The 16366-nt window shown below is 47.0% G+C and carries 18 protein-coding genes; 11 read left to right on the top strand and 7 right to left on the bottom strand.

The window, feature by feature from the left end; all coding sequences use genetic code 11:
• The coding region (locus ACE1CM_RS17430) for a hypothetical protein (RefSeq protein WP_374878787.1) at positions 1-142 on the top strand (142 nt) is incomplete at its 5' end.
• Between the two features lie 81 nt (positions 143-223).
• Here the strand turns inward: ACE1CM_RS17430 and hetR are convergent.
• Positions 224-1123 carry a heterocyst differentiation master regulator HetR gene (gene hetR / locus ACE1CM_RS17425; RefSeq protein ID WP_374878782.1) on the bottom strand — a complete coding sequence of 300 codons (900 nt, stop codon included), beginning with the start codon at positions 1121-1123 and terminating at the stop codon, positions 224-226.
• Between the two features lie 1002 nt (positions 1124-2125).
• Positions 2126-2350 (bottom strand): hypothetical protein, encoded by a 225-nt coding sequence (locus tag ACE1CM_RS17420; RefSeq protein ID WP_374878780.1) that lies wholly within the window; start codon positions 2348-2350, stop codon positions 2126-2128.
• Between ACE1CM_RS17420 and ACE1CM_RS17415 the strand changes: the two genes are divergently transcribed.
• The 3 genes from ACE1CM_RS17415 (at position 2331) to ACE1CM_RS17405 (ending at position 3983) form a co-directional block, all read left to right on the top strand.
• Positions 2331-2516 carry a hypothetical protein gene (locus ACE1CM_RS17415; RefSeq protein ID WP_374878779.1) on the top strand — a complete coding sequence of 62 codons (186 nt, stop codon included), beginning with the start codon at positions 2331-2333 and terminating at the stop codon, positions 2514-2516. The genes ACE1CM_RS17420 and ACE1CM_RS17415 overlap by 20 nt on opposite strands.
• Before the next feature lie 279 nt (positions 2517-2795).
• Positions 2796-3044 (top strand): hypothetical protein, encoded by a 249-nt coding sequence (locus ACE1CM_RS17410; RefSeq protein ID WP_374878777.1) that lies wholly within the window; start codon positions 2796-2798, stop codon positions 3042-3044.
• A 555-nt stretch (positions 3045-3599) separates the two neighbouring features.
• Complete coding sequence (locus ACE1CM_RS17405) at positions 3600-3983, top strand: DUF2294 domain-containing protein (protein WP_374878775.1); 384 nt, start codon at positions 3600-3602, stop codon at positions 3981-3983.
• A 110-nt stretch (positions 3984-4093) separates the two neighbouring features.
• On the opposite strand, the gene ACE1CM_RS17400 is transcribed toward ACE1CM_RS17405, so the two are convergent.
• The gene (locus ACE1CM_RS17400; RefSeq protein ID WP_374878773.1) at positions 4094-4498 is read right to left on the bottom strand and encodes a response regulator; all 405 of its coding nucleotides are present in this window, start codon (positions 4496-4498) and stop codon (positions 4094-4096) included.
• A 38-nt stretch (positions 4499-4536) separates the two neighbouring features.
• Here ACE1CM_RS17400 and ACE1CM_RS17395 point away from each other — a divergent pair, with 38 nt between their 5' ends.
• Positions 4537-4722 carry a hypothetical protein gene (locus tag ACE1CM_RS17395; RefSeq protein ID WP_374878772.1) on the top strand — a complete coding sequence of 62 codons (186 nt, stop codon included), beginning with the start codon at positions 4537-4539 and terminating at the stop codon, positions 4720-4722.
• Positions 4723-5179: 457 nt separating this feature from the next.
• A complete protein-coding gene (locus ACE1CM_RS17390) occupies positions 5180-5593 on the top strand; it encodes a DUF2294 domain-containing protein (protein WP_374878770.1) in 414 nt (137 codons plus the stop codon).
• A gap of 10 nt (positions 5594-5603) precedes the next feature.
• On the opposite strand, the gene ACE1CM_RS17385 is transcribed toward ACE1CM_RS17390, so the two are convergent.
• On the bottom strand, positions 5604-6035 hold the full coding sequence (locus tag ACE1CM_RS17385; protein WP_374878768.1) for a two-component system response regulator: 432 nt from the start codon (positions 6033-6035) through the stop codon (positions 5604-5606).
• A gap of 608 nt (positions 6036-6643) precedes the next feature.
• Here ACE1CM_RS17385 and ACE1CM_RS17380 point away from each other — a divergent pair.
• From ACE1CM_RS17380 to ACE1CM_RS17360, 5 genes are all read left to right on the top strand, one after another.
• A complete protein-coding gene (locus ACE1CM_RS17380) occupies positions 6644-8011 on the top strand; it encodes an NAD-dependent succinate-semialdehyde dehydrogenase (RefSeq protein ID WP_374878767.1) in 1368 nt (455 codons plus the stop codon).
• A gap of 117 nt (positions 8012-8128) precedes the next feature.
• The gene (locus ACE1CM_RS17375; protein ID WP_374878766.1) at positions 8129-9766 is read left to right on the top strand and encodes an acetolactate synthase large subunit; all 1638 of its coding nucleotides are present in this window, start codon (positions 8129-8131) and stop codon (positions 9764-9766) included.
• 66 nt (positions 9767-9832) lie between these two features.
• Positions 9833-10630, top strand: a complete 798-nt coding sequence (xth, locus tag ACE1CM_RS17370; RefSeq protein ID WP_374878765.1) for an exodeoxyribonuclease III — start codon at positions 9833-9835, stop codon at positions 10628-10630.
• Between the two features lie 510 nt (positions 10631-11140).
• Positions 11141-12016 carry an SDR family oxidoreductase gene (locus tag ACE1CM_RS17365; protein ID WP_374878764.1) on the top strand — a complete coding sequence of 292 codons (876 nt, stop codon included), beginning with the start codon at positions 11141-11143 and terminating at the stop codon, positions 12014-12016.
• Between the two features lie 153 nt (positions 12017-12169).
• Positions 12170-12640 carry a hypothetical protein gene (locus ACE1CM_RS17360; RefSeq protein ID WP_374878763.1) on the top strand — a complete coding sequence of 157 codons (471 nt, stop codon included), beginning with the start codon at positions 12170-12172 and terminating at the stop codon, positions 12638-12640.
• A 32-nt stretch (positions 12641-12672) separates the two neighbouring features.
• Here ACE1CM_RS17360 and ACE1CM_RS17355 read toward each other — a convergent pair whose 3' ends face one another.
• The 3 genes from ACE1CM_RS17355 to ACE1CM_RS17345 form a co-directional block, all read right to left on the bottom strand.
• Positions 12673-13926: a hypothetical protein gene (locus ACE1CM_RS17355; RefSeq protein WP_374878762.1), complete on the bottom strand. Its 1254-nt coding sequence runs from the start codon at positions 13924-13926 to the stop codon at positions 12673-12675.
• Positions 13927-14472: 546 nt separating this feature from the next.
• Positions 14473-15252, bottom strand: a complete 780-nt coding sequence (locus tag ACE1CM_RS17350; RefSeq protein ID WP_374878786.1) for a TIGR00297 family protein — start codon at positions 15250-15252, stop codon at positions 14473-14475.
• Between the two features lie 47 nt (positions 15253-15299).
• Complete coding sequence (locus ACE1CM_RS17345; RefSeq protein ID WP_374878761.1) at positions 15300-15941, bottom strand: serine/threonine protein kinase; 642 nt, start codon at positions 15939-15941, stop codon at positions 15300-15302.
• Positions 15942-16366 lie beyond the last annotated feature (425 nt).

Here is a 16366-nt window from a genome sequence, read left to right as displayed (position 1 = left end):
CGATTGTTGGGATGTGAAATTGAAGTTTTTTGATCCGGAAAATAGTCGGAGGGCGAAGAAGGTATTTCGGTTTACGATTGATGTTAGAGATCCGATGCCGGTTACTTTGGGTGAGGTGCGTTCTTGGTCGGTGCCGAAGTAACCGCTATCAACTGTAATAGCGTAGCCTATCACTTGACAAAAGATAGGGAACGGGCACCTGCCCGTTCGATGCTACTGCACCTTACTCATCTTTAGTTCCGAACACCATCTGTAAAATCATCGGTTTTCCTCCCTCGCGGTGATATTTATCCGCCCAGTCGCGGATAATAACATCGAGTTCTTGGAGCGCCTCCTCAATGCGCTCATGGGGAATATCCAATTCCTCTAAAATTCGCATTACGTGCAGCTCTCGTTCTGCCCAACCCTTCATCAGACGGAAATAGCGAGCCGTATCCTCGACCATGATATAAGTGCGCTCTTCGTCGTCTGCTGGTGAATAGGAAGCGCGGGTGAGGGCATAGAAGGGCAAACCCCAAGGACAATCGATCCGGGTTACCGTTTTAGCGTAGACCAGGCGACGCTTGATATGCTCTGCTAAAGCTTCAGAAAGCGGCAGTTGTTGTTCTACGGGCAAATCTTCCTGGGAGCGGTTGTGGAGATATTCGATCAACTCCATAAACTGAAGCGAGTTGATCAGTTGGGCATCAGGAATGCTCGAGGGTAGTTTTTCCTCAATCTGTCGTTTTTCCTCAGATGTGAGATTCGTACCAGAAATCCGAGAGCGCCCTGGTATCCAAGGATACTTTTCTAACCAGACATAAGGAAACTGGATCAGATATCGGGGTTCCTGGGACCCCAGCATCTTTAACAGTTTGCCCTTCGTCAGAGCTTCCTTGACTTCCTCAACAATTGCCTTAACCCGCTTCGGTTCGATGTGATGGAGGTGACCCGTCATCCGCAGGTTTTGACCCTGCTCCAAATAGGTCATGTAAATCGCGCACTTCGCCGCTGTTGCGGCTGCATCCAGAAACGCCCCGTGTCGGTGTCCGCTGGTTCGCATGGCACTAAAGGCCAGATACAGCATGATCTGATCCATTGCACTGGGGCTGAGGCTTTTGATCAGATTGAGGTCGTTGCTCATGTTTGGGAATGACAGTATGGCATAGGTTTAAGATTCAACAGGTATGAACGATCGCTTGACCGATCTTGGATCGCCAGTCACACTCAAGTCATTTGTCAAAAGCTGGGCAAAGCTTGAGACAAAAGTCCATAGGTTAACAACAAAATGATTGCCTGCTGGCAGTCATTATTCCCCGTTCTGGTGCGAATGGCACTAAGACTAGACGATTTAACCCAACTTCAGGGTGATCCCGATCAACAGCTGGCTAGATTTTCACCCCAGCTGAATCACAGACGCGTTTGAGCTGAAAAGGAACTCAAGCAAGACCAGCAGAAAATTCCTCCCCCAACGATATTTTTCGGCTGCTAATTTAACCAACTAGAGCTTCCATGACCAAGTGTAATTTTTTATGCTATTAAAACATCAGTATAACAAAGCCTTAAATTTTTAACGAGCTGCTACGCCGTACTTAAAACTTAACAGAAGCAGGTAGTAAGAAAAATTACTACCTGGCACGGCTGTTCTTGGTTGCATCGGATACTCTTAGCGTCCGCTACCTCGTGAAGGCATCATGGAAGTTTGATTTGATACAGCTACCGGCGAGGTGTTAACTTGGAAGATGGATTTTTGCAGGCACATGGGGCAGACCTCGTTTTTGTGTCTCTTGCTTCTACTTGTTCTTTCGGGAACTTCGCTGGTTCATCCGGAAGATTTCGCTCGAGCGCAAAAAAAAGCGATATGCCGACCGCACGCACTCGCGTTCGCACTGAAAAATATCGCCAGAGAAAATTTATGAGTACAAATAACAATTGATACCTGCTTGACAAAGGACAGGAGTCACAGGAAAAATGTCAGTGGATCGGGACTAACGCAAATCACCTTTGTTTCTAGGATCGTCGTGGGTAAGTCCTATGGATAAATCTCCAGGGACATCAGCTAAGTTACGAAGAAGTACCGACACCCGAACTACAACCCGATGAGGTACTGGTACAGGTGCGAGTGGTCGGTTTGTGCCAGTCGGATCTAAAAAAAATTCCCTATCCGCTGTAAGAACCGCCGCGTATCTTTGGACAAGAAACCGCTGGTGCGATCGCCGCCGTGGGAGAGGATGTAACGAATTGGTAAGTAGGGACTCCCGTGGTGGTGATGCACCACATTGCTTGTATGGGTTGCGCCTACTGCATGAATGACAGCGGGTTTTGCTGCCAGTGGCGGCGCTTTGCCGAATATGTCAAAGTACCGGGTCACCGCAGTGCAAAATGGGGGGTTGATTCCCATTCCCGACTCGGTGACGTTTGAACAGGCGAGTTTTGTCGAACCGACTAACTGCTGTCTCAAAGCGGTGAAAAAAGCTCAAATTTCCCCTGGAGAAACGGTTTTGGTGACGGGGCCCGGCGGTGTATTATGCTGGTGAAGTATTTTGGCGCCAGAGCGATCGCCACCGACTTGCTGCCCTCCCCCATGGAAAAAGCCCTTGCAGTAGGCGCAGAAGCGGAGCATTTTCGTGCCCGCGATTAAGACCTACCCAGTAAGATAAAAGAACTCATATCATGTCCTGAGGTATTGGTAGTGTATGGATGGCTAATTGCTCGCTTGCTAATTGCTAATTGTCAATTGCCTCCAGAGCAGCCATTAGCGATTAGCTATTAGCAGTTACACAACCGTTGCTACTGGACATGATATCACCAATGGTTTGGGAGTCGATACCGCATTGCTTGCAGTTCCCAGGGAGAAAGCCTTCTTAAAAGCATTGGATGTGACGCGCCAGGGGGGCAAGATCTTGTTTTTCGCCGAGTTTCCCGCTTTGGTGGAAATTCCGATTAATCCCAATATTTTGGCTCGGCGGGAAATCGATTTAATGGGCAGTTATAGTTCGTCTTACCTGGTGAAAATTTGGCGAGCGATATTGTATTTAACCGGCGCATCGATGTGGATGCGTTAATTAGCGATCGCTATCCCCTCAGGGAATTATCAACAGCTGTAGAACGAGGGATTGCTCCCACACCAGAAACCTACAAAATTCTGATTTACCCCGGAACATTTTAGCGCGCGTAGGCTGGGTCGTTCCAGCATCCAACCTACCTGCAAAAGCTTTGCTAACCAAGAAGTTGCCAGCAACGTCTTTTTTGTTGGCAAAAATAAGGCAGGACTTAGGCAAATCACCAAAGTTTCTGTGAAAAATCGTCGCTGTGGAACTAAAGATATGCCTCCCTGCCGCACTCGCGGAAGCAGCCAGAAACTTTGGTGATAGGTTTGTCGTGGGTAAGTCCTGTAATCGTTGGTTAAAAATACTGCTTAAGACTGATTTTTTTATTTTCAGGACTTACGCACGACGAGAAAAGAAACCCGGTTTCGACCTTGATCTGTGGTTGCCAAACCAAGGATTTTTCGACTCGCCCTTTGTTTCTTTGCGTAATTCCTGATTTTGTCATCTGTCTAGAGTGTGATATGCTGACGTATCATACCTATTGATTTTATAAGCTTAAAATCCAGAAAAATGGAAAGTTCAAGCCCTACACGCGGACAATTAGAGCGCACCCTATCCCAGCGCATTCAAGCTTTATATCGCACTCAATTGGGGCATCAACCCGGTCAAATAACTTGCCAAATTTTTGATGAAAAAATTGCTATTGTTCTGGAAGATGCCCTGACCCAACCAGAACAACTTTTAGTTAACAGCGGTCGCGAGGAATTAGCCGAGCAAGTGCGGTCAGATTTAGACGCAGCTATTGAACCACAACTAAAACAACTGATTGAGGAAGTTGTGGGAGTTCCTGTGCTTGAGTTGCTCAGCGATGCCAAATTAGAGACAGGCCGCAGCGGTATTATTGCTATTTTAGCTGACCCGCCCCAAGTGCGAGATTCCTCAAAGCGCAGTTAATCAACAATGGAAGGGGAATAGGAAATTTTAGATTTTAGATTTTAGATTTTAGATTTAATTTCAATCTAAGATCGTACAATTTTCATTCCCAATCCGAGGGTAAACGGCGTTTAGGCGAGGTAACGACGCAGCAAAGCTTCCAGGTCATCAACCATGTAAGGCTTGCTGATGTAGCCCTCACAACCTGATGCTAAAATGCGATCGCGGTCTTCATCTCTTGCCAAGGCCGTTACGGCAATAATTTTAATTGACTTTGTTCGCGAGTCTTGCTTGAGGCGACGAACAACTTCTATGCCATCCAAATCGGGGAGCATAATATCGAGCAGGATCAGATCTGGCTGGTGAGTTTGTGCTAACTTTAGCGTCGTCTGACCGTCTTTTGCGCTGAGCGCGGCAAAACCAAACAAATCGAGGGTAAAACTAATTAACCCCAAGTTATCTTCATTGTCGTCTACAGCCAAAACTAAAGGCCGTTGAGTAATAGGTTGCTCGCCGCTGCCGCGAGAGATTTCCATAATCATAGTCTGTGTTAGGGTTCCTTCTAGATTTCCGAATGGAAGCAAGCGATGCGTTTGAATCGACGAGGCATTCTTCAAGCGGCACAAGGGAATCGAGAAATCGCCCAGACAAGGGAGATTGGGGAGAATGGGGAGACTTTGAAGCTGAGGGAGATATGAAAGCAATATTCTCCTCATCTTCCTCATCTTCCCCATCTCTGGCATCAGGAAAGATGCTGTGAAAAGTCAGGGGACATGGGGGGTGGCGCTTGCAACAGACTGGCTCGCTTTAAAGCATGAGGGATGAAGGGTAAAGGATTTAGCCTTCAGGTTTCCGGTTCAGTTTTAGCTAACGTGGGTATTTTACTGTAAAATAGCCAAAAAATGCACATTTATGTGTAATATCATGTTCGGTAGCAACGGTTGTGTAAAGGCTAATTGCTAATCGCTAATGGCTGCTCTGGAGACAATTAGCAATTAGCAATTAGCAATTCGCCATCCATACACTACCGATACCTAAGGACATCATATAAATCAGCCAAAAGAGCGGATTCTGTTACAAAAGTAATAAAGTTGATCTCAAGACTGTGTTAAGAGAAATTTTCTCAACGACTCACCGCTCAAGAGTGATGAAACACAGGTGATGCAAAAATAAATACTCCTTTGGAATGACTTTTTAATTTTTTGACCTTGTTACCGTTGAAACAGTCGCGTACAAATCTTTACTCTTGCTCCTATCGGGAGATACCCAAGCCGACAAGGGGGCAACTAGAACGAAACTTATCGCAGCGTATCCAAGCGCTGTACCGCAGTTATTTGGAGTCGCAGCCTGCTGAAGTCGCTTGTCAGATTTTTGACAATAAAATTGCCATTGTTTTGCATAATTTTATGACTCGCCCCGTACAATTGCTGGCTGAGCAAGGTAAACGGGAATTAGCTCAGCAAGTGCGGTTTAATCTAAACAAGGCGCTGGAGCCACAACTGAAAGCGCTGATTGAGGAAGTGGTAGGCGTACCCGTGATTGACTGGCTCAGCGATGCCAAATTAGAATCAGGCCATATGGGCACGATCGCTATTTTGGCAGCTAGGCCGGAACTGCGCGAAGAGGCTTGATTGACTTCGGTTAAATCAGAGATGGCATCCGCAGATGGCGACGAATGACCGCTTCTAAGTCTTCCAGCATGTAAGGTTTGCTGAGATAGTCATCGCAACCACCTGCTAAAATGCTCGTGCGGTCTTGTGGTTGGGCTAAAGCCGTTACTGCAATAATTGGAATCGCCTGGGTGTCTGGATGCTGCTTCAGGCGGCGGACAACTTCTTTGCCGTTTAAGTCGGGCAGTAGAATATCTAGCAGAATCAGATCCGGCTGGGAAAGGTGAGCTAACGATATAGCGGTTTTCCCATCAGCGGCAACTATAGCGCGACAATCCAACACTTGCTCAACCGCTAAGGCAGCTAGCACTCGGTTGTCTTCGTCGTTATCGACTGCTAAAATCACAGGCTTATTTTTAATAGGCACGACAATACCGTTAAAGGGAAAGTTCAAAACGTCCATGCTCTGTTCTCAGGGGAAGTGGTTGAGTTGCGAGATACCCTCTGATAAAAGATGGGCGAGGCATTCACAACAGCGGCGGCATAAACTTTTAGTCGTCTTCTACCGCAATTAAAAATTGCTTCCAAAGCTTCTCCTCACCTGGTAAAAGCTATAGCGTTGGTGGAATAGACAACAGGAGGTCGGCGCTTTAGTTGACTGGCTCGTTCTTTCTACCACCTAAAGATTTGAGGCATGATGCCCCGTCTCTTTAGAGCTGGGTGCTGACTATCGTTGAGTGCGCTTGCTCGGCTTGAGGAAGCGACAGCCCAAGGCTGTGGTGTCAATATCCAGATTGTATCTCGGATTTTAGATTGAGCCACATCATGTTTAAATGGTTGTTAAATTTTGCTGACAGACCGCTAATAACGGCTAAAATATGCAAATTTATATGCGCGGCGCGGCAACAGGTGTGAAACAATAATAAATAAACGGGGAACGCGAGAGTTTTAGGTTTAGATTGAGAGGCTGAATCAAAAATCTAAAATCCCACGAGGAACGCTGGGGCAGCGAGACACATAGATCGAGCCTACCACAGCAAACCCCAAGTTAAATTGGGAGGAATTTAAGGAATGGGTATCGCCACAATTAACCCAGCAACGGGAGAAACCCTCAAAACCTTTGAGCCGCTGACGGATGCAGAAATTGAAACCAAGCTGGCAGTTGCGAAACGAGCGTTTGAGCAGTACCGCCAGACGCCGTTGACGCAAAGGTCGGCGTGGATGAACGAAGCGGCGCGGATTTTGCAGGAAAATAAGGAACAGTTCGGCAAGCTAATGACCCAGGAAATGGGTAAGCCGCTGAAGGCAGCGATCGGCGAAACTGAAAAATGCGCCCTAGTCTGTCGCTACTACGCCGAACACGCCGCCGAGTTTCTGGCAGATGTCCCAGCATCCACCGACGCGAGTCAAAGTTTTGTGCGGTATCAACCGATGGGGCCAATTTTAGCCGTGATGCCGTGGAACTTTCCCTTCTGGCAAGTGTTTCGCTTTGCCGCACCGGCACTGATGGCAGGAAATGTCGGGTTGCTCAAACACGCTTCCAACGTACCCCAGTGCGCGGTAAAGATTGAAGAAATATTCCGGCAGGCGGGTTTTCCAGAAGGAGCGTTTCAAACCTTGCTGGTAGGCGCGGATAAAGTCGCCGCGATTGTAGCAGATGACCGGGTGATGGCAGCAACGCTGACGGGTAGCGAAGGCGCAGGAATTAGTTTAGCGTCAACAGCTGGCAAGCACCTGAAAAAAACCGTCCTGGAATTGGGAGGTAGCGATCCGTTTATCGTTCTAGAAAGTGCCGACCTGGAGGCGGCGGTGTCCACGGCGGTGGCTGCTAGGATGCTGAATAACGGTCAATCTTGCATTGCGGCAAAAAGATTTATTGTAGTGGATGCGATCGCCGACACCTTCGCCCAACGCCTGGTAGAAAAATTTCAGGCACTCAAAATAGGCGATCCGATGCACCCGGATACGGACTTGGGACCATTGGCAACACCAGGAATGCTCAAAGATTTAGACGATCTGGTGCAAGAATGCATTGCCCGTGGGTCAAAAGTTCTCACAGGGGGAAAACCATTAACAGATCGACCGGGGAACTACTATCCCCCCACAATTTTGACCGACTTTCCACCGGGGACGCCCGCCGAATCCGAAGAATTTTTCGGTCCAGTGGCGCTGTTATTCCGCGTTGCCAATATAGATGAAGCCATTGCCAGGGCGAATAACATCCCCTATGGACTGGGGGCGAGTGCTTGGACTAATGTGGAGGAGGAACGGGATCGGTTGATTAACGAATTAGAAGCCGGGGCTGTTTTTATCAACGGCATGGTTAAATCCGATCCGCGCCTGCCATTTGGCGGCATCAAGCGGTCTGGCTACGGGCGCGAATTGGGCATCCAAGGCATTCACGAATTCGTCAACATCAAAACCGTTTGGGTCAAGTAAAACTGGGTAATGGCTAATAGCTAATGGCTAATGGTAAGGAATTCTGAACAATTAGCCATTAGCAATTAGCAATTACCAATTAGCAATTACCAATTACCAATTACCAATTACCAAAACATGAACACTGCTCAACTGCTAGTACGCTGCCTGGAAAACGAAGGCGTACAATACGTGTTTGGACTTCCGGGCGAAGAAAATCTGCACGTTTTAGAAGCGCTGAGAAATTCTTCGATTCAATTTATTACCACCCGTCACGAACAAGGTGCTGCCTTCATGGCGGATGTCTACGGACGTTTAACCGGACGGGCGGGAGTCTGTCTTTCTACGCTTGGACCGGGTGCAACGAACCTAATGACGGGCGTGGCAGATGCGAACTTGGACGGCGCCCCTTTGGTGGCAATTACCGGGCAAGTCGGAACGGACCGAATGCACATTGAATCTCACCAATACTTAGATTTGGTGGCGATGTTTGCGCCGGTGACCAAATGGAACAAACAAATTGTCCGCCCCAGCATCGCGCCCGAAGTTGTCCGCAAAGCATTTAAAATATCGCAGACAGAAAAACCAGGGGCGGTTCACATCGACCTGCCGGAAAATATCGCTGCCATGCCGGTGACGGGGGAACCGCTAAGCAAAGGCGACGTAGAAAAAACCTATGCGTCGTTCCGCAGTATCGAACATGCAGCCGAGGTAATTTCCCAAGCGAATAATCCCCTAATCTTAGTCGGAAATGGAGCCATCCGCGACGGAGCAAGCGAAGCGCTGACGGAATTTGCCACCCGACTGAATATTCCCGTCGCAAATACATTCATGGGTAAGGGAGTAATTCCTTACACTCATCCTCTGGCACTTTGGGCGGTAGGGTTGCAGTTGCGAGATTATATCAGTTGCGGGTTCGATCGCGCCGATTTGGTGATTGCTATTGGTTACGATTTGATTGAATATTCACCCAAAAAGTGGAATCCCAATGGCAATATTCCGATTGTCCACATTGCCGCAACTCACGCCGAAATCGACAGCAGTTATATTCCTATCGTAGAAGTGGTGGGGAATATTTCGGATTCGCTGACGGAAATTTTAGAACGAAGCGATCGCACTGGTAAACCCGACCCCCATGCGTTGGAATTGCGCGATGATATCCGGTCAGATTACGAACAGTATGCCAACGATAATAGCTTCCCGATTAAGCCGCAAAAATTGGTGTACGATCTGCGTCAAGTCATGGGGCCAGAAGATATCGTTATTTGCGATGTGGGGGCGCATAAAATGTGGATGGCGCGGCACTATCACTGCGAACGTCCGAATACTTGTATAATTTCTAACGGGTTTGCAGCGATGGGGATTGCCATACCGGGTGCGATCGCAGCCAAATTAGTCGCCCCGCAAAAGCGCATCGTCGCCGTTACCGGCGATGGCGGTTTTATGATGAATTGCCAAGAACTAGAAACCGCCCTCCGCGTCGGCACAGCTTTTGTTACCATCATTTTCAACGATGGCGGGTACGGCTTGATCGAGTGGAAGCAACTCAACCAATTGGGTGTTTCAGATTTTGTCAAGTTTGGCAATCCAGACTTTGTTAAACTTGCCGAAAGCATGGGTCTAAAAGGATACCGAGTCGAATCGACTGCCGACTTTATTCCTACCATAAAAGAAGCACTAGAGCAATCCGTTCCCTCGGTGATTGATTGTCCCGTAGACTATGCAGAAAACCTCCGCTTTACTCGAAAAGCCGGAGAGTTGAATTGTGTAATCTAGCTGATAGATAATGAGTTTGTAGTAGGTGCTTAAGCACCTACTACGAGCCTAATTACCAATTACCAGATGCAAATCGCTACTTGGAACGTTAATTCAATTCGCACCCGCTTGGAGGCGGTGGTAGCTTGGTTACAGGAACATCCTGTAGATGTTTTGTGTTTGCAGGAAACTAAAGTTATCGATGCAGATTTTCCGCGATCGCCTTTTGAACAACTAGGCTATCACCTCTATATTTCCGGGCAAAAAGCATACAATGGCGTTGCGCTTATAAGTCGCGAACCTTTAGAAAAGGTTAGCACGGGATTCGCGCCAATATTAGGAACCGATGGGGGAGATTTTGACGAGCAAAAGCGCGTCATAACCGGCGTTTTTCAGGGAGTTCGCATTGTCAATCTTTACGTTCCCAATGGTTCATCATTAGAAAGTGAAAAATATCTTTATAAGCTTCGTTGGTTACAAATATTGCGCGATTATCTCCAAGCAATAATCAATACTGAAGCATCAGATAATCCAAAATCGCTCTGTGTCTGCGGTGATTTTAATATAGCCCTGGAAGATAAGGATATTTACAACCCCAAAGGACGAGAAAATCAAGTGATGGCTACCGAACCAGAACGCCAAGCTTTGCGGACAGTGCTAGAATTAGGATTAGCCGATGCCTTTCGCAAATTTACCCCCGAAGGCGGACATTTCACTTGGTGGGACTATCGGTCTGGCGGTTTTCAAAAAAATAGGGGTTGGCGAATTGACCATCATTATCTCACCCGAGAACTTTACGAAAAAGCAACTAGCTGCACGATTGATATTGCTCCGAGAAAACAGACCCAACCCAGCGACCACGTACCAGTGATTTTGACGCTATAAAGATAAGGCTGATGATAACTTACCCAGAATTTATTCCTGGTTTAGAACTAAGCCGCCGATTTTATTGAGGACTTAGGCAAAGAAACAAGGGTGATACGAAAAATCGTTGGTTTGTCAACGAGAGATCAAGGTCGAAACCGGGTTTCTGGCCTGGTCGTGCGTAAGTCCTGATGGTATGAGGTTAATTATGACAAGAGGAGACCCGATAAACCTGCAAATATATTAGCACCTGTAGAAAGTCAATGGGATTGACCCAAAGAATTGGGTTATATCAACGTAGATTGTTACTTCAAACTATTTGAAATCGCTTTATTTGGAGGAATGGGACCCAACCAGTAGGGTAGCACGTTGACTTTGAATGTAGTTTTTCCGTTGATGGCGCTAAATATAAAGTTATCCAGATCCCTATCGCTCAAAAAACCCAACTCAAGAGAGATTGACCCCATCGCGAGTGTGGTGTTTATAAAATGAGAGATAAGCGATCGCTAACTTGCCAGAGGAAGTGCTGTCATGTTTCTAGTCACAGGGGCGACAGGGGGACTCGGACGCCGAATTGTGCGGCTATTGCGAGGACGGGAAATGCCAGTGCGCGCATTTGTCCGCCTCGCGTCGCGCTATGGGGAATTGGAACATCGAGGCGCCCAAATCTATATCGGGGATTTGCAGCAAGAGCGGGATATTCAGAAAGCCTGTAAGGGTGTACGGTACATTATCAGCGCCCACGGCTGCGATGGCAACGCCCAAGCACTGGAATATCGCGCCAATATTGACTTAATCGACCAAGCTAAGGAAATTGGCGTTCAGCACTTTGTTTTTATATCCGTCCTGGGAGTTGACCGAGGATACGAAGATGCACCGACGTTTAAAGCAAAGCGGGAAGTCGAAAAATACCTGCAAGCGAGTGGTTTGAATTACACTATCTTGCGTCCCGCTGGGTTTGCTTCCAATCTCCTACCCTTGGCGGAACGGTTTCGCCAGACGGGAATATATTTATTAATAGGCGATCCCAAAAACCGCACTTCGATTGTCAGTACCGACGATTTAGCGCGAATTGCGGTAGATTCTATCAGCATTGAAGCCGCCCGCAATCAAATTTTCCCAGTAGGTGGAGCAGAAATTTTAGAAAGAGGGGAAATTCCCCGCATTTTTGGTCGCATTTTGCAGCGAGAACCGACGATAATTAATCCGCCACTGCTGGCGTTTGATGCAGTGCGAGGTGTATTGGGTTTAATCAACCCCTCGGCGCAAAAATCTCTCGGCACGCTGCGGACGTTGTTAGGGAACGAGTTCTTCTGCACTCGCGATCAGATGGCGAACTTAGAGTCTGTTTTTGGTATCAAAATGGAAACGCTGGAAAGTTTCTTGCGCCGCTATCTGGGGGTTTGAGTTACTCGCTTAAAAGTCGAAGAATAGCTATTTAATCAACTGCCAAAACGTCAGAGAGGCTTTCTGCGGCGCACCCCTTGGGTAGGACGCCAAGTCAGAAGATAGGTGAGATTATATAACAAAAGGAGTAAATACCCTGATAAGAGTTTGATTATGAGCAAAAAGAAAACAAAGTTCTCCGATATTTGGGTAAACCAAACTACGCTGGGGAAGCAGTTTGGGATTTCAGCGATCTCAATGGGCAAAAAACTCAAAGAGTTAGGATTGAGGTCAAATGAAACTGGTTCGCCCACTCAGGAAGCAATTGACAATGGGTTTTGCAAGTCAACTCCACTCAAGGATGGAACGCCATTTTTTATGTGGAACAAAGCTAAAGTAACCGAGTTAATGCAAGCGCAAGGCCATCAAAAACTAGATACTCAAGAAATCAGATGCCGAGAACTAGCGGATGATTGGATGCGAGTTCATAAACAGTTTCAGGAAGCTGTCAGCGGCATTGAAGAGGAAATGTGCTACGAGGAAGCACAAGATATCAAGAAAGAAGCGAAACGCACAGGCTTGACAAAACGGGTAAACGAGATTCTACGCGATCGCAAGTTTGATGGCGATTTGATCGAGAACTGATGCCCTAGAGTGTAGTTGGTGTTACAGAAGCCCTATGCAGATAGGCTCATAATGTAGTTGGTGTTAGAGAACTGGTTGCCTGGGATGACATCGACAAAGTAAGTACCAGGCGCTAAGTTCTGAGTGATGGCGCTGATGCTGCTACCACCAGCATAAACGTTGGCTACATACTCGCTCGGCTCGATCGCATTATTATTGTTGCGATCGGCAAAGATATTCGCCAGCACAGGCTCGCTGACGCTGGTGAGCGAGAGGTTCAAGTTGCTGATATTACCCAGCACGAAGCGGTAGAAGTCGTTGCGGTCGGTGCTGCCTACAAAGTCTTGAACAACACGAGTACCGCTCAGAGTGCCTAAGTTCAAAGCGTTGTTTGGGGTGTTACCGGGGTCTGTTGGATTTGTCGTGGGACTGGGAGTTGCATTCAGATCTAGCTCGTACACAGTCGGAAAGGAGGAACCTGTAACGACATCGACGTAGTAGCTTCCCGCACCCAGAGTTCTGTTGATGGGATTGGAGCTACTAACGGTATTCAATTGTTCACCCGGATCGATCCTAAAATTGGTGTTGCTATCCACAAACAACCTCAGCTGGGCAGGAGAGTTAAAGCTGCTAAGAGAGAGGTTGACGTTGCTGGGTTTATCCAGGGTGAAGAGGTAGTAATCCTCTGGGTTGGTAGGGCCGACAAAGTTGACCAAACTGGCTTTGGCAAGCAACGTACCAAGGCCAAGCGCCGTGCTAGTGGATAAACCAGGATCTTGAACCGGAGAAACAGGGGGAGATGCCAGACGCCCCTCTCGAATGCCAAAGTTCAGGAAGTGGTCTACTGCCTGCCGGAAGTTGAAGCCTACTGCCCTTAAGTCGGCGTTATTGTTCAGGTAAAAGCTGGGGTCGAAAAATTCCGATGCAACTCGTCCCTCATTGGTGCCAAAGTTTTTGTAGTGTTCGTATAGTTGCTCGTTGCTCGTTAGACGAGCTGCCACCAAATCAGGGTTGCGAGACCGATAAAAGGCGGGATTAAAAACTACTGAAAACCGCCGCCCTTCGGCTAAGCCAAATTGTTCTAGATGCTCAAATGCTTGCCGGTTGGTGGTTAGCCCTGCTACAGCTAAGTCAGGGTTGCTCGTGCGGTAGTAGCCCAGATTAATAAAGGGTGAAAAACGACGCCCTTCATCAGCACCAAATCGCAGGAAATGATCCCGCAGTTGTGCGTCTGTGGTGACTCCAGCCGCCGCTAAGTCTGGGTTGGCTAGTCGATAAAAATTGGCATCGAATAAGTTGGTGACCATATGTTATACTCCTAAACGTAGGGAATCAAAAGTTGTGTTGTGTGAACAAGCAATAGGCAATGGTGCTGCGTTGGCACTTGCAATGCAACTCAAATTCTATTGCTATCTTGTTGCCTCAAGTATTCTCTATCCGCGCCGCAACGCAACGCAGATGAGAATGAATTTTTTGGGATTAGGTCGAGCCTGTCCTAGCAGTAAAGCAAAGTAACGCTAGCTTAGAAAAACTTTTTGGGTTGGCGTCAGTTGTGCTGTTGCAGTTACGCAAGAAGACGCTAAAACAAACTATTTTTTGGGTTACACCAAACCTAAGATTCAAATCAGGTGTTATGCTTATAAGGCATAAATGCTCAATACAATACTAACTTGATAGTCGGCAACTGACCATAAAGTAAGTGCCAAGGATAAAAAACTTAAAAAATATAAATAAACGCGAGTGCGGTTACTGTAAAAATAGCTAAGTTTTAAAAAGCAAGATGTGAAGAAAAAAAAAAGGATGGAAACCCCCCTAAACACCTGTATAAGTGAGGGATTAAGGGGGATACAAACTCAGCTAATTCCAAGGGGAACGGGGATAAACCAATGTAATGCCAAGGCGAGTAAAATGGCGGCAATCGCACCGATCAAGGTATTGAGAATATTCACGACTTCATTGGTAAGCCAGGTGAATTTAGATTGCAGAGTGGCACCAATGACGCTTTCTAAATTGGTGGCAATAAAAGCAGCGATCGCGCACAACCCCACACCGAATAAGTTTATTAAACCAACGCCCCAACCAACTAGGGCGATCGCAACGGATGCCACAATTCCTGCTAAAGTCCCTTCTAAACTCACAGCGCCTTCCGTTCCCCGCGCCACGGGTTGAAAAGTGGTAATCAGAAACGTGCGCTTACCGTAAGCTTTCCCCACCTCAGACGCGCTAGTATCGGAAAGCTTCGTGCTGAAACTGGCAACATATCCCAACAGGAGTAATTCTCGATACGGGGAAGCGACAAAAATAGTCGCAATAGCACAGATCGTCGCAGCTAAAGCCGAACCCCAGACATTTTCTGGCCCTCTCATACCCGAACGCTTCTCAGCTATTCCTTCCGCTTCCTTTTGCGCCATCCCAATCCGCGTGACGCCGGAACCGACGAGAAAATAAAACATTACCACTAGATATCCTGAAAAGCCAAGCGTACCCCAGACGATGACGCCTAGAACCCAAGCGTGGAGGTATCCGGCGGGGGTGAGGAGTTTTTTGGGGAGAATGAATGCGATCGCAAGCATTACTGTATTGAATACTACTGCAACCAGCCAGGGATTTAGAGAATAGAAGGTAGAGAGCATTAATAACCAGGCTCCAACAGTGATTGCTTCCACTGAGTATTCTCTCACTAATTCTTGGGCTTTTTTGGTAGTATAGGCCAGGATAAATTCAATATCTTCGTCCGAATGCAATAGTCTAAAGAACGGTTCATCCGTCCGGTTTGTTCTGGCGAAATGTAGGCTAATGTGCCTTCTAAAACATCGGGATTTTTGAGGGGAGGATTTTCCCTGGTGAATACAGTGGCAATGCCAAAGTCGATGATTTTGAGTTGCCCGGTTTCTGGGTTAAAAACAATATTGGTGGGGTTAATGTCTTTGTGGATGACATTGGCAGCGTGAATTTTGCCCAAAATATCAGCCGTTGCGATCGCCATGCTGAGGAATTCCTCTAAAGATGCAAAACAATGCGCTTTTCCAGGGGGTTCGAGCAATTTATTTAAGGAGTTGCCCCCAAAATATTCAAGAATGATGACTAAGGTTTTTTGATATTTCTTTTGAGTATATGCTTTGACGACCCGTTCTAGATTCAAATTGCGAACTATCTCGTATTCTTGCTTATAGCGGGTGAGTTCAGCCGGGGTAGGATAATCTGGCTTGAGCATTTTGAGGATAACAGGTTGGTTATCCTTTTGTCGGATGCCTCGCTCAACTAATGAGTTAGGAATTTCGGAGATTTGTGCGAGGGTTTGGTAGCCATCAATTTCAATCATTTTTGAGATATCCCAACTAGAGAAATCACAACTTATCATTAGGTTAAAACAATAGATGACCCCCTCAACGCCCTGAGTTTTCACGTGGAGCGTGACCTAACCCAAAAGCCCGCTTCCCTTGTACGGAAGGGGGAGAAATTCAAAGCCTATCTCCTAGTTCGAGAGGTTTTGGAGATGCCGTGAAAAGTCAGATCAACGCCAATGTCAGTCAGCTTGAGTACCTGATTATGTTCTATACTGTACGATCTGTTCAGCCTGTTTCAAGTTAAGGAGTTATCTTGCTCTCAGGAATTACGCGCGACGAGAAAAGAAACTTTGGTGAGACCTAGATCTCTGATTGCCAAATCAACGATTTTTCAGAGAAACCGGGTTTGTTTGCGTAAGTCATAAAAATATATCGGATGTTCCCTACACCCAATTAAGCG

The sequence above is a fragment of the Microseira sp. BLCC-F43 genome (genome assembly GCF_041929235.1).
Classification (GTDB): domain Bacteria; phylum Cyanobacteriota; class Cyanobacteriia; order Cyanobacteriales; family Aerosakkonemataceae; genus Microseira.
This window is presented reverse-complemented; position numbering and strand designations above follow the sequence as displayed.